This window comes from Dactylosporangium sp. CA-233914 (assembly GCF_050942935.1).
GTDB lineage: Bacteria > Actinomycetota > Actinomycetes > Mycobacteriales > Micromonosporaceae > Dactylosporangium.
In genome coordinates, this window is the sequence record NZ_CP192030.1 from 4,396,607 (window position 1) to 4,412,120 (window position 15,514).

12 protein-coding genes are annotated in these 15,514 nt (G+C 69.6%); 9 read left to right on the forward strand and 3 right to left on the reverse strand.

Features of this window, described 5'->3' with window-relative positions; genetic code table 11:
* The first annotated feature begins 43 nt into the window (after positions 1–43).
* From ACQPY0_RS19740 to ACQPY0_RS19780, 9 genes are all read left to right on the forward strand, one after another.
* The gene (locus ACQPY0_RS19740; RefSeq protein WP_432990856.1) at positions 44–1,006 is read left to right on the forward strand and encodes a N(4)-(beta-N-acetylglucosaminyl)-L-asparaginase; all 963 of its coding nucleotides are present in this window, start codon (positions 44–46) and stop codon (positions 1,004–1,006) included.
* 2 nt (positions 1,007–1,008) lie between these two features.
* Positions 1,009–1,962 carry an ABC transporter permease gene (locus ACQPY0_RS19745; protein WP_432990858.1) on the forward strand — a complete coding sequence of 318 codons (954 nt, stop codon included), beginning with the start codon at positions 1,009–1,011 and terminating at the stop codon, positions 1,960–1,962.
* Positions 1,959–2,816: an ABC transporter permease gene (locus ACQPY0_RS19750; RefSeq protein WP_432990860.1), complete on the forward strand. Its 858-nt coding sequence runs from the start codon at positions 1,959–1,961 to the stop codon at positions 2,814–2,816. The genes ACQPY0_RS19745 and ACQPY0_RS19750 overlap by 4 nt, the downstream gene beginning before the upstream one ends.
* Positions 2,813–4,633, forward strand: a complete 1,821-nt coding sequence (locus ACQPY0_RS19755) for a dipeptide ABC transporter ATP-binding protein (RefSeq protein WP_432990862.1) — start codon at positions 2,813–2,815, stop codon at positions 4,631–4,633. Before ACQPY0_RS19750 ends, ACQPY0_RS19755 begins: the two co-directional genes overlap by 4 nt.
* 1 nt (position 4,634) lies before the next feature.
* Positions 4,635–5,966: an ADP-ribosylglycohydrolase family protein gene (locus tag ACQPY0_RS19760; protein ID WP_432990864.1), complete on the forward strand. Its 1,332-nt coding sequence runs from the start codon at positions 4,635–4,637 to the stop codon at positions 5,964–5,966.
* 4 nt (positions 5,967–5,970) lie between these two features.
* Positions 5,971–6,849 carry a formylglycine-generating enzyme family protein gene (locus tag ACQPY0_RS19765; protein WP_432990866.1) on the forward strand — a complete coding sequence of 293 codons (879 nt, stop codon included), beginning with the start codon at positions 5,971–5,973 and terminating at the stop codon, positions 6,847–6,849.
* Complete coding sequence (locus ACQPY0_RS19770) at positions 6,846–9,002, forward strand: arylsulfatase (RefSeq protein ID WP_432990868.1); 2,157 nt, start codon at positions 6,846–6,848, stop codon at positions 9,000–9,002. Before ACQPY0_RS19765 ends, ACQPY0_RS19770 begins: the two co-directional genes overlap by 4 nt.
* 133 nt (positions 9,003–9,135) lie before the next feature.
* Positions 9,136–10,704, forward strand: coding sequence for an ABC transporter substrate-binding protein (locus tag ACQPY0_RS19775; protein ID WP_432990870.1), 1,569 nt, complete (start codon positions 9,136–9,138; stop codon positions 10,702–10,704).
* A 44-nt stretch (positions 10,705–10,748) separates the two neighbouring features.
* Entirely contained in the window at positions 10,749–11,627 is an 879-nt protein-coding gene (locus ACQPY0_RS19780; protein WP_432990872.1) for an alpha/beta fold hydrolase, read from the forward strand.
* A gap of 30 nt (positions 11,628–11,657) precedes the next feature.
* On the opposite strand, the gene eno is transcribed toward ACQPY0_RS19780, so the two are convergent.
* The 3 genes from eno to ACQPY0_RS19795 are packed head-to-tail and all read right to left on the reverse strand — an operon-like array spanning position 11,658 to position 15,459.
* On the reverse strand, positions 11,658–12,968 hold the full coding sequence (gene eno / locus ACQPY0_RS19785) for a phosphopyruvate hydratase (protein ID WP_432990874.1): 1,311 nt from the start codon (positions 12,966–12,968) through the stop codon (positions 11,658–11,660).
* On the reverse strand, positions 12,965–14,365 hold the full coding sequence (locus ACQPY0_RS19790; protein WP_432990876.1) for a glycerate kinase type-2 family protein: 1,401 nt from the start codon (positions 14,363–14,365) through the stop codon (positions 12,965–12,967). The genes eno and ACQPY0_RS19790 overlap by 4 nt, the downstream gene beginning before the upstream one ends.
* Positions 14,362–15,459 carry a hypothetical protein gene (locus tag ACQPY0_RS19795; RefSeq protein ID WP_432990878.1) on the reverse strand — a complete coding sequence of 366 codons (1,098 nt, stop codon included), beginning with the start codon at positions 15,457–15,459 and terminating at the stop codon, positions 14,362–14,364. Before ACQPY0_RS19795 ends, ACQPY0_RS19790 begins: the two co-directional genes overlap by 4 nt.
* Positions 15,460–15,514 lie beyond the last annotated feature (55 nt).

Below are 15,514 nucleotides of genomic sequence, written 5' to 3' on the forward strand. Positions count from 1 at the left end.
GAATCCCTGGTCAGGTGGTACCCGCTGTTGGAGAGAGAGTCGGATGAAGCCGGATCCATCGAATACCGCGGTCGTCGCGGGGAGTCACAACGCGGAGATCGGCCTTCCGGCGGCGTGGGAGATCCTCGCCGCGGGCGGCAGCGCCGTCGACGCGGTCGAGGCTGCGACCCGGCTCGTCGAGGACAATCCCGCCGACCATTCGGTGGGCTACACCGGCTACCCGAACCTCCTGGGCGAGGTGCAGCTCGACGCCGCGATCATGGATGGCGCGAACCGTCGCGTGGGCGCCGTCGGCGCGATCGCGGGGTACCGCCATCCTGTGACGGTCGCGCGCGCGGTCATGGAGAAGCTGCCCCACACGTTCCTGGTCGGCGAGGGTGCCGCCCGGTTCGCCTCCGAGATCGGCATGACGCCGGAGGACCTGCTCACCGACGAGACCTGTGACATGTGGCAGAAGGGAATCAACGGCGTCCTGCCCGGCAAGCTGGAGATGTTTCGCGGCCCGCTGGCGCAGCTCACCGCGCTCGCCGCCGACCCGGAGCACGTTGCGGGCACCGTCAACGTCGTCGCCCGCGACGTGCACGGGCACCTCGCCGCCGCGGTCAGCACGAGCGGCTGGGCCTGGAAGTACCCGGGCCGCATCGGCGACTCGCCCATCGTCGGCGCCGGCATCTACGCCGACGACCGGTACGGCGCCGCCGGTTGCACCGGACTCGGCGAGGTGTCGATGCGCGGCGGGCTCGTGCGCGACGTCATCTCGCGCCTCGCCGCCGGGCAGCCGCTCGTCGACGCCGGCCGCGCCGCCATCGAGGACCTGCTGCCGATCGCCCTGGAGTTCCCGGACTCCGCCGTCATGAACATGGTCGCGATGACGCCGGAGGGCGAGGTCGCCTCGTTCACGACCGCCTCATCCCTCGAGTACGTCTACCTGCGCGACGGGATGTCGGAGCCGGTGCGCGCCAAGAGCGTCAGCGTCGACTGGCCCGGCGTCGAACTCGGACGCTGACCGTGGCGATCGTCTGGTTCATCGTGCGACGGCTGCTCGCCATGCTCGTGCTGCTGTTCGTCATCTCGTTCCTGGTGTTCTCGCTGCTCTACCTCGCGCCGGGCAGCGCGATCGACGTCCTGCTGAAGAACGTGCCGCGCACCCCCGAGACCGTCGGGGCGCTGACCGCCAAGTACCACCTCGATGAGCCGTTCATCACGCAGTACTGGATCTGGCTGCGGGGCGCGCTGCGGCTCGACTTCGGCGAGTCGATACAGACCACGCTGCCCGTGACCGGCGAGATCCTCGCGCGGCTGCCCGTCACGGTGTTCCTGGCACTCTACGCGTTCGTCATCGAGATGGCGATCGGCCTCGTGGTCGGCGTGCTCGCGGCGCTCCGGCAGCGCACTCTCGCCGACCGCGGCCTCGTCGCGCTGACCGTGGTCGGCCTGAGCACCCCGGCCTTCGTCAGCGGCGTGTTCCTGCTCTACGTGTTCTCGGCCGCGCTGGGCTGGTTCCCGGCGTTCGGCGCGGGCGAGGGCTTCCTGGACCGGCTGTGGCACCTGACGCTGCCCGCCTTCTCGCTGGCGATCGTCGGATCGGCCTTCGTGGTGAAGCACGTCCGGGCGGCCGTGCTCGCGGTGCTCGACCAGGACTACGTGACGTTCGCGCGAGCTCGGGGACTCAGCCGGTCGAAGGTGCTGTTTCAGTACGTGCTGCGCAACGCCATGATCCCGATCCTGGGCGTCAGCGCGATGGTGCTCGCCTTCCTGCTGATCGGCGCCGTGTTCATCGAGGTGACGTTCTCGATCAACGGCATGGGCTCGCTCGTGGTCAAGGCCGCGAACTCGCAGGATCTGCCGATGATCCAGGGCGTCGCGATCTTCATCGCGCTGATCGTCATGGGCTTCAACCTGCTCGCCGACCTGGCGTACCTCGCGGCCGACCCGCGGGTGCGGAACAGGACCCTCGCATGAGCGCCCGTACCGAGGTCATCTCGCTGCTCGAGGCGCCGCGGACCCGGCCGAACGTGCTCGTGGTCGTCACCCTGACGATCCTCGGGCTCATCGTGCTGCTCGCCGTCTTCGGCCGTCTGGTCTCGCCGTACGACCCGATGCAGCAGGACCTGGGACTCGGACTCTCGACGCCGTCGTCCGAGCACTGGCTCGGCACTGATGCGCTCGGCCGCGACATCCTCTCGCGCATCCTCGCGGGCACGGCCAGCGCCGTGGTGGGCCCGTTCGTCATCGCCCTCGGCGCGATGGTGCTCGGCAACATCCTGGGCCTGCTCGCCGGCTACCGGGGCGGCCGGATCGACTCGATCATTATGCGCTGGGTCGACCTGACCTTCTCGCTGCCGGGAACTCTGGTCGTGATCGTGGTGGCCGGGACCTTCGGCGGCAGCTACTGGCTGGCGGTGGTGTTGCTGATCATCCTGGTGGCGCCGGGGGACGCCCGCATCATCCGCGGCGCGACGCTCGAGCAGGCGCCGCGCCCCTACGTGGAGGCGGCGAAGTCCATCGGCGTCTCCGAGCCGCGCATCCTGCTCACCCACATCTGGCCGAACGTCGCCCCGGCGGCGATCGCGAACGCCAGCATCAATTTCGCCGGGTCGCTCGTCGCGCTCGCCGGGCTCTCGTTCCTCGGCCTCGGCGTCGCCGCCGGGACTCCCGACTGGGGCCTGATGGTCGCCGAGGGCCGCAGCCTGCTCTTCGTGAACCCGGTCGCGGTGCTCGCCCCGGCCGCGATGATCGTGCTCACCGCGACGACGGTGAGCATCGCGGGTGACTGGGTCTACGAGCGGCTGTCGAGCCGGGGGGTGTCGCGATGACCGGGCTGACCGTCGACGGACTGCGCGTCGTCGCGGGCGCATCCGAGCGCATGATCGTCGACGACGTGGACCTGTCCCTCGCGCCGGGCGAGTCGATCGCCATCGTCGGCGAGTCCGGCAGCGGCAAGTCGATGACCGCGAAGGCGCTGATCGGGCTGCTGCCGCGCGGGATCCGGGCCGAGGGTGAGGCGAACTTCGCCGAGGTCGACCTCATGGCCCTGGACGAGAACGCGTGGCAGCGGGTGCGCGGCTCCCGCATCGGGCTGATCATGCAGAACCCGTTCACGATGCTGAACCCGGTGTTCCGCGTGCGCCGGATCATCGAGGACTCCCTGCGTCCCGAGGACCGGTCCCGCATGACCCGTGCGCAGCGGCGGCAGGACGTCGTCCGGCGGCTCACCGAGGTCGGGATCACCGATGCGAGCGTCGCCGACCGGTACCCGTTCCAGCTCTCCGGCGGGATGCGGCAGCGCGTCGCGATCGCGGCGGCGCTGGCCCGCGAGCCCGAGCTGCTGATCGCGGACGAGCCCTCGACGGCGCTCGACGTGACGACCCAGCGCGACATCCTCGCGCTCATCAAGAAGCTGCAGCTCGCGCGCGGGATGAGCCTGATCCTCATCACCCACGACCTCCGGATCGCGTTCTCGATGTGCGATCGCGCCTACGTCATGTACGCGGGCGTGATGGTCGAGACGGCGACGTCGAGCGAACTCGAGCACGAGCCGCTCCATCCCTACACGCAGGGTCTGCTGCTCTCCGAGCCCCCCGCCGACCGGCGGATCGCGGAGCTCGTGGCGATCCCGGGCTCCGTGCCGCCGGCCGATCAGGTCGCGACAGCCTGCCCGTTCTCGACGCGGTGCGTCTGGGCGAAGCCCGAGTGCCTCGCCGGGCGCCCCGCACTGAGCGAGGTCGAGCCGGGGCGGCTGAGCAGGTGCATCCGCATCGGCGGGATCCGGGGCGAGCTGCGCGAGGTGCGTTCCGCGGCCGAGGCGGAAGCGGTGGAGACCCTCGCGGCGGAGCCGGCGACCGCGCTGGTGGTCGTCACCGACGCGCACAAGGAGTTCCGTTCCGGTCAGCGGACCGCGACCGCGCTCGAGTCGGTGTCCATCCGGCTCGGAGAGGGGGAGGGGGTCGGACTGGTGGGAGAGTCCGGCTCGGGCAAGACCACCCTGGGGCGCGCGATCGCGGGCCTGGAGACGCTCACCGGCGGGACGATCGAGATCGACGGGATCGACGCATCCGACTGGTCGAAGCTGTCGGCACGCGACCGCAAGAAGTTGCGCGGCACGGTGCAGATGATCTTCCAGGACGCGTACTCGTCGCTCAACCCGACCCGTTCGATCGGCTCGGCGCTCGCGGAGGCGATCTCGATCCGTGACCCCTCCGCGCGGAACATGTCGCAGCGGGTGGGCGAGCTGCTGCACTCGGTGGGCCTCGAGCCCGAGTACGCGCAGCGGAAGCCCGCGGCGCTCTCCGGCGGCCAGCATCAGCGCGTGGCGATCGCGCGTGCGCTGGCGGTGCACCCCAAGCTGCTGATCTGCGACGAACCCGTCGCCGCGCTCGACGTGTCGGTGCAGGCGCAGGTGCTCAACCTGTTCTCGCGCATCCGCGAGGAGCACGGGATCGGGTACCTCTTCATCACCCACGACCTGTCGATCGTGCGCCAGGTGGTGGAGCGGGTGTACGTCATGCACAACGGCTCGGTGGTCGAAGCCGGAGCGGTCGACGACGTGCTCGGCACACCGAGTCACCCGTACACGCGGAAGCTGATCGCCTCGGTTCCGTCCGCGGAAGCCGGCTGGCTGGGGGAGGGCTGACATGGTGGAGTACCAGGGACTCGAACCCCTCGAACCGCAGCTGTCGCCCTCGGCTCGGCTGCGGTACGAGTTCGAGCAACGCCGGGAGACGGGGTACGACCCGTCCGGCCTCGAGGCGCAATTCGCCGCGCTGCCCGCCGACCCGCCCGCCGCGATGGTCTGGGAGATCTTCGACGCCCTCGACGATCTGCCCCGGGATCCGACCTGGGCGTTCGAGGAGCCGGACAGCCGCGACGACATCGTCGCCGCGCTGCCGGCGGACGACTCCCCGCCTCCGTCATCGGATTCGCGGATCGAGGATCGGGTGCACGGCGGCTGGCTCGGGCGAGTCGCGGGATGCAATCTCGGCAAGCCCGTCGAGGGCGGCAAGACCTGGACACGTCCCGTCATCAGGCGGTACCTGGAGTCGGTCGACGCCTACCCGCTGCGCGACTACGTCCCGATCGAGTCCGACCGGTACGGCGAGCTCTGGTTCCGCGATTGCTGGACTGAGACCGCTCGAGGCCGGATACACGGCTCGGCGCGCGACGACGATCTCGACTACACGATCATCGGGTTGCATGTCCTGGAGACCTACGGCCGGGAGTACACGGGCTCGGACGTCGCCGCGGAGTGGCTCTCCCGCCTGCCCGTTCTCCTCACCTTCACGGCGGAGATCATCACGATCGCGAACCTGCTCGAGGGAGTGCGGCCGCCCGCGACAGGCGGCTACCGGAATCCTCACCGCGAATGGATCGGGGCGCAGATCCGGGCCGACATCCACGGGTTTACGAATCCGGGGCGTCCCCGGGCGGCGGCCCTGCAGACGATCGAGGATGCGACGCTCTCCCACCGCGGGAACGGCGTGTACGGCGAGATGTGGGCGGCGGCCCTGGTCGCGGCCGCCTTCACGGCCGATGGCCCTCGCGATGCCGTCGTCGAGTCGCTTCGTCACATCCCTCCGCGATCCCGGCTCGCCGTCGCTGTGCGCGGGGTCCTCGAGTCGTACGACGCGGGCCTCGGATGGGATGCCGCGCTCGACAAGGCGGATGCCGAGCTCGGCCATTACCACTGGGTGCACGCCGTCAACAACGCCGCTGCGGTCACGGCAGGCCTGCTCTGGTCGGAGGGGGACTTCACGACCGCGATTGGCCTCACCGTCCAGGCCGGACTGGACACCGACTCGAACGGAGCCACGGCCGGATGCGTCGCCGGCGTGCTCACCGGGGCATCCGGCATTCCGCGTCACTGGGTGGAACCGCTCGACGATCGGATGCGTAGCGCCGTGCTCGGATACGACGGATCCCGCATCAGCGAGCTGGCCGCCCGCACGACCCGGATCGCCCTGAGCTGACCGCATGATGCGCAGGATCGAGGGTGGAACGCTCCTGATGGGCTCGGAGGAGTTCTATCCGGAGGAGGGCCCTGTCGTCGAGGTCGCCGTCGCCGCGTTCGAGATCGACGAGACCGCGGTGACCAACGCGGAGTTCGCCCGGTTCGTCGCCGAGACCGGCTACGTGACCGTCGCCGAGCGGCCTCTGGACCCGGCCGAGTTCGACATCCCGGAGCCGGCGGGCCGGGCTGCGGGGTCGCTGGTCTTCACCCCGACTCGCGGCCCCGTCGATCTCGATGACTGGCGTCAATGGTGGCGATGGGTTCCGGGAGCGCAGTGGCGGCATCCCCGTGGACCCGAGAGCACGATCGAGGGGACGGGCGACCACCCGGTCGTGCAGCTCGCGTTCGACGACGCCACGGCCTACGCGGCGTGGGCGGGCAAGCGACTGCCAACCGAGACGGAATGGGAGTGGGCGGCGCGCGGCGGCCTCGTGGGCGCACGATTCGCCTGGGGAGACGATCCTCAGGAGCCTGACGTCCTGCGCGCGAACACCTGGCAGGGCAGGTTCCCGTACCTGAACAGCGGGGCGAACGGCTGGATCGGGACGGCTCCCGTCCGCTCGTTCCCGCCGAACGGCTACGGGCTGTTCGAGATGACGGGCAACACCTGGGAGTGGACGGACACGACATGGTCCACACACGAGAGCGGAGACGGCTCCGGACACTGCGGGTGCGGGCCGGACGCGACCTCCGGCGACCGGGTGCTCAAGGGCGGCTCCCACCTGTGCTCACCGGACTACTGCCTGAGGTACCGCCCGGCCGCGCGCTCACGGCAGAGCGTGGACTCCGCGGCCACCCACATCGGATTCCGCTGCGCGCGATCGATCCGGGGTGCGATGTGACCGGCGAGAAGCGGCGCTCGCGGCCGAACGTCGTCGTGATCCTGCTCGACGATCTCGGATTCGCGGAGCTCGGGTGCTTCGGGTCGAGCATCGCCACGCCCGCCATCGACGCCCTCGCACGTGACGGGCTGAGGTACACCAACTTCCACACGACACCGCTGTGCTCGCCGACCCGCGCCAGCCTTCTGACCGGCCGGAACCATCACGCCGTCGGAATGGGCATGCTCGCCGACGTACCCGCGGAAGCACCGGGCTACACCGGACGGGTCCCCCGGTCGGCGGCCACGGTCGCCCGCCATCTCCGCGATGCCGGCTACGGAACGTTCGCGGTCGGAAAGTGGCACATCGCACCGCGCGACGAGTCGGGACCCGGCGGTCCCTTCGATCGCTGGCCCCTGCAGCTAGGCTTCGACCGGTTCTACGGGTTCATGCGCGGGCTCACCGACCAGTGGTTCCCCGACCTGGTGCGCGACAACTCGCCGGCCGATGTGCCCTACGGGCCCGAGGAGGGCTACCACCTCACCGAGGATCTCGTGACCGAGGCCCTGGCCATGATGCAGACCCACCGCGCCGCGCGGGGAGACGACCCGTTCTTCCTCTACTTCGCGCCCGGCGCGGTCCACTCGCCGCATCAGGCGCCCGCCTCCCACATCGAGCGCTACCGCGGCGCCTTCGATCACGGATGGGACGTCGAGCGCGAGCGCCGGTTCCAGCGGCAGCTGGAGCTCGGGGTGATCCCCGCGGGAACCGTCAACACCGAGCGGCCGCCGTCCGTGCCGGCCTGGGATGAGCTGGGCGAGGACGCGCGCCGCGTGTTCGCCCGGCAGATGGAGGTCTACGCCGGCTTCCTCACCCACACCGACGAGCAGATCGGCCGGATCGTCGAGTACCTCCGGCTCAGCGATCAGCTCGATGACACCGTCATCTACCTCACGTCCGACAACGGGGCGGCGCACCATCCCTCGCGAGCGGGAACCTGGGCCAAGTTCCAGCCGAACGACGTAGCGACCATGCTCGAGCACGTCGACGAGTTCGGCGGTGTCGGAACGCACAATCACTACGCCCGGGGATGGACGTGGGCAGGGACGACTCCGTTCCGCTACTGGAAGGGCTACTCGTGGCTGGGCGGGGTGCGTACTCCGCTCATCGTGCACTGGCCTTCGCGGATCGGCCGGGACAACAATGCGGCGAGACGGCAGTTCGTCCACGTCGTCGACGTCATGCCGAGCATCCTGGAGGCCGCGGGCGTCTCCCCCGATCCGTCCGTCGACGGGGTGGATCAGCAGGCCATCGACGGGGCGAGCATGCTCTCCACGATGGATGACGCGTCGAGCCCGGCTCCGCGGGACACCCAGTACTTCGAGATGCTCGGTTCGCGGGCGATCTACCACGACGGCTGGAAGGCGACCACGGACCACCTTCCGTTCCCGGAGATGTGGGAGCCTCCGATGGAGGGCAGCGTCGATTTCGCGAAGGATCACTGGGCTCTGTTCGACCTGGGCTCGGACTTCTCTGAGGCCGTCGACCTCGCGGACGCCGAGCCCGATCGCCTGGCCGGCATGGTCGGACTCTGGGAGGCCGAGGCCGAGCGCAATCAGGTCCTCCCGATCTCCGACAGCGGGGACAGACCCGACTCGATCCGGTCCCTGCGCGATGACCCGAGACCGCGCGAGGTCTATTTCGCCGGAAGCCAGCCGGTGACGACGTCGGACCTCCTCGCCGGCTCCTTCGAGCTCACCGCCGAACTGGTAGCCGGCCCGGAGTCGTCCGGGGTGCTCTGGGCACACCACCCGAATCCGTACACCTTCTCGACCCGGCCGATCTGGTCGTGTCACGTGGTCGACGGAGTCCCCATCCTGACATTCGGGTTGACCGGCGAGCACCGCATCCCGTCGTCGCTCCCGATGACGGAAGGGCGGCACACGCTGGTGGTGAGGTTCCGCCGCGAGGCGGACAGCGCACGAGTGACCGTGAGCCTCGACCGAGAACAGGCGGCGGAACTGTCCATCCCGCAGCTCCACGTACCTCCGGTGCGGCAGCTCTACATCGGCCGCGGGGTCGGCGTCCGCTGGGACGATTTCGATCCGTCGCGCGGATTCCACGGCACGATCGTCCGCGTCACCGTGCAGCGAACGCCGGCACCCAGGTCATAGCGAATCAGTGATCCACGCGGTCAGCCCAAAGGTTTGCTTGCGGCTGCACAAAGAAGAGTGGTCTACCTCACCCTCCAGGGGCATGTCACCGTTGCTCAACCGATTCTCCCCTTCAGAAATAGGACTCCGCACCATGAGAACTCGTTTCACAACCCGTGCACTGCTGCCTGCGGCGGTGCTGTCGGTGGCGCTCGCCGCGGCCGGCTGCACCGGCTCCACCCCTTCGTCCATGGCCGACAAGATCCGCGTCGGCGTCGTCGGACTCGATTTCTCCAACATCGACCCCGGCGTCGGGTTCGCTCGTCAGATCGACGCGTTCATGCTCGAGACCCTGATGAAGCTCAGCCCGACCGGCAAGGTCGAGCCGAACCTCGCGAAGTCCGTCGAGCAGACCGACGACGTCACCTACGTGTACCACCTGCGCGACGACGTGAAGTTCTCGAGCGGTCGCGCGCTCACGGCCGACGATGTCGTCGCGTCGATCAACTACGAGCGCAAACCGGAGTTCTCGGAGTCGTTCCGCTACGCCGACATCACCGACATCAAGGCGCGCGACGACCAAACCGTCGTCGTGACGCTGAAGGCCCCCACCGCGAGCTTCCAGTACGTCCTCGCCCTGAACGGCTATGTCTTCGACGCACAGCACCAGTCGAAGAACGCGAAGGACTTCGGCAAGCCCGGCACCGGCGTCATCGGTACCGGTCCGTACGTCCTCAACGAGCTGGACTCGACCAACGGCAAGGTGACGTTCACGGCCAACCCGAACTACTGGGGCGGCAAGCCGAAGATCGCCACGGCGACCCTGCAGGGCTTCGCCGACGAGAACAGCGAGGCGCTCGCGTTCCGCACCGGCGAGCTCGACGTCGCGTTCCCGAGCGACGTCCGCACGTTCGAGGCGACCGCGGGCACCAAGGTGACCTCGGTCCCCGGAACCCGTCAGGGCATGTTCTGGATGAACGTCGGCGTCGCCCCGTGGAACGACGTGCACGTCCGTCGCGCTGTCGCCTACGCGATCAACAAGGACGACATCATCAACGTCATCGGCGGCAACGCCGTGGCGGACTCCACCCTGATCCCGCCGGCTCAGCTGCTGTCGATCGCGAGTCAACATGAGGTGGACGCGCTGATCGGCTCGCTCCCGGCCTACAACTTCGATCTCGACAAGGCGAAGGGCGAGCTGAGCCAGTCGGCGTACCCGAACGGCTTCAGCGCCGAGCTGAAGACCCCGTCGTACGGCGGCTACGTGGAGACCGCGCAGGCGATCGCCGGGCAGTTGAAGAAGCTGGGCATCAACATCACGGTCACCGTGCAGTCGGAGGCGCAATACCAGAACATGTTCTCCAAGCCACACTCCGAGGTGCCGATCTCGTACACCTACTTCAGCAACCGCACCCCGGACCCGGGCGGCATGCCTCGTCTGGCGCTCGACAGCTCGGCGACCGCCGTCGGCCAGAACAACTTCGCCGACTACAAGAACCCCAAGGTCGACGACCTGATTCACAAGGCCGACGCGACCACCGATGCCGCCAAGCGGTTCGGGTACTACTCGGAGCTGCTGAAGATCGTCGGCGAGGATGTGCCCTACATCCCGCTGTACGCCGGCAACATCAGCGTCGCCCTGTCCGGCGCGTTCGAGTGGAAGGACTTCAGCGCCTTCTCGAGCGACGTCACGCCGTACATCCTGCAGATCTCGCCGAAGTAGGCGGATCGCAGATGTACGACCGCGGCGCCCGCCGGTCCACGAGGATGACAGCGCGCGACGCCGGCGAGGGTCTCACCGAGAGGTACCTGACCCTGCTCGACGGTCGATCCATGCGGGTCGTCGAGGGGGGAGCGCGGGGGCCCGCGCTGTTCTTCGAGTGCGGGCTCGGCAATGCCGCGGGCACCTGGATCGGCGTCCAGCGGATCCTCGCGGCGAGCTGCCGCACCCTGTCGTACGACCGGGCCGGCCTGGGCGGGAGCGACGTGTCGCCGCAGTCGCGCACGATCGACGCGATGGCCAGCGACGCGCTGCAGGTCCTCGACGCCGCGGGGATCGACGAGCCGGTCGTCCTCGTCGGGCACAGCTGGGGCGGTCCCATCATCCGCCTGATCCAGGAGCGGGCGCCGGGCCGGGTGACCGGGCTGGTGCTGGTCGACCCCACGTTCTCGGCGGTGTTCGGCGAACGGTCGATGCGTGGCGTCCGCGCGATGTACGCGCGCTGGCAGTGGGCGTCGCAGCTGGGATTCCGACGGCGGCTGCTCCGCCCGTTCGCCGACGGCCGGTGGCCCGAGTACACCCCGTGCGACCTGGCCGTCGCGCTGGAGGATCAGCTGACCGTGGGGGACCTGCGCACCGCGCGGCGCGAACTCCGCGAGCTCTACCGCTCCCGCGAGGTGGTCGCGCGTCTCGAATCCTCTCCATCGCCGGTGCCCATCCGGATTCTGATCGGGATGCGGCGGGTGGAGCCGCTGCGCAGCCTGGTGGCCGCCGAGGCAGCCCGCATCGCCGCGCTGAGCCCGCGGGGCGAGAGCGTCGAGATCGAGGACTCCGGTCATTCGATCCAGCAGGAGCGGCCCGGACGCGCTGCGGAGGAGATCCTCCGGTTCGTGGCGGAGAACGGCCTGAGAAGGGGAAGGAACTGATGGAGGTGCTCGGCTACGACGGCGTCCGGATCAGCGATCCGGCGGCGAGGACCCTGCGGCTGGTCCAGGGCCGAACCGCGCGAGATCGTCGAGGCGAGCGAGCTCTGCCCCGGCGATCTTCTGCGCGGCGCGGATGAGGAAGTTCAGCTTCTCGATCCGCTCGCCGGATCGCGGCGCACCGTTCTTCTGGAACGGCGCCTGCAGTCCCACAGAGAGATCCATGACGATGTCGTCGACGACTCCGCCCGAGCGCCCGGAGGGGGTCGAGAGAATCCCGTTGCGCCGGGCCAGCTCGTGAGTGTCCAGGGCCTCCGAGATCGTGCCGACCTGGTTGGGCTTCAGGACGAACCCGTCGACGGCTGCTTCGGCGATCGCCCGCTCGAGCCGATCGCGGTTCGTGACGATGAGGTCGTCGCCGAGGATCAGTGTCCGGTCCAGCACCTGCTTGGCCAGCGTGAACCCGGCCCAGTCGTCCTCGTCGAGCAAGTCCTCCACGAAGAGCAGGTCGTGGTTGAGGCTCAGGCACCGCACGCGCTCGATGAGCTCGGCGCCGGTCACCTCGGCGTCCGCGTAGCGGTAGGTGCCCCGCTCACGGTCGTAGAACTCGCTCGACGCGCAGTCGAGGGCGAACGCGACCCGTCCCGCATATCCGGCTTCGACGACCGCGTCCTCCATCAGGGCGAGCACGACGCCGGGATCGCATGACGGTGCGAGGTACCCGTACGATCCGCCCACACTGGGCGGCCGGGCGGCGAAGCGGGTGAGCACCTCCCCGAGCACGGCGAACAGCGTCACCCCCATCTGCACCGCCTCGTCGATGTCGCGGGCTCCGACCGGCACGGCCAGGAACTCGTTGAACGGCTGCACCACGTCACCGGCACGCCCGCCGTTGATCATGTTGAACGCCGGTACCGGGATGCTGCGCAGCGGTTCGCGCGCGATATGGCGGTAGACGGGCTGGCCGGCCTCGTGGGCCTGCGCCCGCAGGAACGCGACGGAAGCGGAGTAGACGGCGTTGGCCCCGAGGCGGCTCTTGTCGGACGTGCCATCCAGGTCGATCAGGATGCGATCGAACCCCTCCTGGTCGACGATGTCCCTGCCAATGATGGCCGGAACGATCTCGTCAAGCACATTGCGCACCGCGGTGTGGACGCTGAGCCCCCGGTAGTCGCCCGGATCGCCGTCGCGCAGCACAACCGCTTCGTGCGCGCCCACCGACGAGCCGGTCGGAGCGGCACCCCGGCCGAGGTGCCCGGACGCCGTCACAAGGTCGACCTCCACCATCGGGCGCGCCTTGCAGTCCAGTACCTGGCGCGCGATGACCTCGGTGATCCGGGTCATCGCGGGCTCCCCGGCACGTAGAGCACGTTGAGGTCGCAGAGGTTCGTGCCGGTGTTGCCGGTCCGCACCGCGTCACCCACCTTCGAGAGCGCCTCGTAGGACGAATGTCCACGCAGGTGCGCCCGCAGATCGACGCCGAGCACGCGGGCACGATCCGCGGTCGTCGAGTCGACGAGAGCTCCGGCCGCAGGCGAGGTGCCGTCGGTCCCCTCCGAATCCATCGCGTATAGGGCGGCGCCGGGAATGCCGCTCGCGGCCAGCGCGAAGCCGAGTGCGAGCTCCTGCGACGGTCCGCCACGCCCTGTTATGCGGTCGTGCTCGCGGATCCAGGTGACGGTTTCGCCGCCGCAGACAATCACGCAGGGTGCGGCGAACGGCCGCCCGGTGGCGTTCACCTCCGCCGCGATCGCCGCGAGGAAGGCGCCCGCATCGCGGCTCTCGCCGGTCAGCCCGGTCGTCAGTACGTGGACGCGGAGCCCTTTCGCTCGAGCCGCGTCCTCGGCCGCCGCGGCGAGGTCGGGCAGGCTGTTGACGAGGAAGTAGGTGCATCCGGATGTCGCGGCCGGGGTCTCCGCCTCCGGGCCGGCAGTCGCCAGGAAGTCCCGCACGCTCCGCGGCAGCCGGTCGGCGAGCTCGTAGTCGCGGATGGTCGCCCGGGCGTCGGCGAACGTGGTGCGGTCCGGTCCGATCGGTGTGCCGTGGTAGCCGGGATCCGGCTCGGCGATGTCCTCTGTTCCGGGCCGCCCGACGGCGTCGGAGATCGCAATACCGATCAGCTCCGCGCCGCGCGCGCGGATGCGCTCGGCGAGCCGTCCTCCGTTGACCTGGGAGATGTGCCTGCGCACCGCGTTGATCTCGGCGATGCCGGCACCCGAGGTCAGCAGGAGCTCGGTGGCGATCGCCTCGTCGCGGACGCTGATCCCGTCGACCGGGACGTTCATCAGTGCCGAGCTGCCTCCGCTGATGACGGCGATGAACAGATCGTCGGGACCCGACGCGTCGACGAGGTCGAGGACGCGCAGCGCTGCCGCGTGGCCCCGCCCATCGGGGATCGGGTGGCCGCCCACGTGCACCTCGGTGCGATGGAACCGATCTGAGTCCTCGGCGATCTTCACGATCGCGATCCCGCGGGTGAGTCGATCGCCGAGCACGTGGTCGACGGCCATGGCCATCGCGTTGCACGCCTTGCCGGCGCCGATCAGATAGACGTTGCGCTTCGTGCGCAGATCCCACTCCCGGTGCCCGATGCGCAGCAGGTCCCCGTCGAGAGACATGATGGAGCGGATGCGGTCGTACGAGTCCACACGAGCGAGCGCGTCCTCGACGATGTCGAGCACCATCGCGCGGGACGTCGCGCTGCCGGTCGCCCGCAGCTCGTCGTGATTCCGGATCTTCACGCGTCGCCCCACAGCTCCAGGGCGGTGCCGATCCCGCGCTCGCGCGCCGAGGCCAGCACGCCGAAGGCCAATGCGACGTCGAACACCGCCATCCCGCAGGAGATGAAGACGGTGCGTCCACGAGGTGGCGAAGTGCCCGCCGCGATCACGGCTCCGAGGTCCTCGGAGTCGTCGAGCTGCGGCAGGCGCCCCTGATCGATGAGCCGGTAGAGCGGCCCGCCCATGGTCGCCCCGTAGGCGGCGTCGAGGTCGGGGGAGGCGCGGGCGTCGGCGACGTAGGCGTGATGGAGCGGGATGTGGTCGTAGACGAGGCGCGACTGCGTCCACAGCTCGTCGTTGGCCTGCATCGGCCCGCTCAGCAGGATCACCGCCTCGCGCGTGAACCACTCGCTCCGCACCTCGAGCGGGGCGGCGCGGGATGCGGCGACGGTCACGACGTCGGCACCGTGCACCGCCTCCTCGGCTGAGTCGGCCACGCGCGATGCGAGACCGTGCTCGTCGCCAAGCCAGCGAGCGAACTCCTCCGCCTTGCCGCGGCTGCGGTTGTGGCAGACGACGTCGGTGAATGAGAGCTGGGACAGCAGGGCCGCGACGGCGGCGCGATTGATGACCCCGCATCCGATGACCGCCAGTCTGCGGGGAACTGTCGGGACCAGGTAGCGGACGGCGACGCCGACAACGGCACCGGTTCGCACCGCGCTCAGGCTGTTGGCGGCGAGGAGGGCGAGCGGCTCGCCGGTCCCGCGATCGTTGAGCATCACGGTCAGCACAGACCGGGGCAGGCCCGATGCGGGGTTCGCGGCGTTCGAGCCATACCACTTGATGCCGCAGACGTCGAAGCGGCCCCCGAGGTAGGCGGGCATCGCGACGAAGCGCCGGTCGGGGCCGGCGACCGGCATGTTCGGGAACGGCGACGTGGGCGGGAAGACGAGCCCGAGGCCGTGGTTGTTGCGGTTCGGGCCGCCCATGAGGAAGTCGCCGCTGTGCAGCAGCCGGAAGACTTCGTCCGCGATGTCCACGCTGCGCGCGGCATCCCGGACCCCGGCCGCGACCATGTCGTGCTCGGAGAGGAACAGGAACTCGGTGCGTGGCATGTTCCGAGACTCGCCCAGGCGACTCTCCGAGTCCATCGCACATTTGTGGCGGATA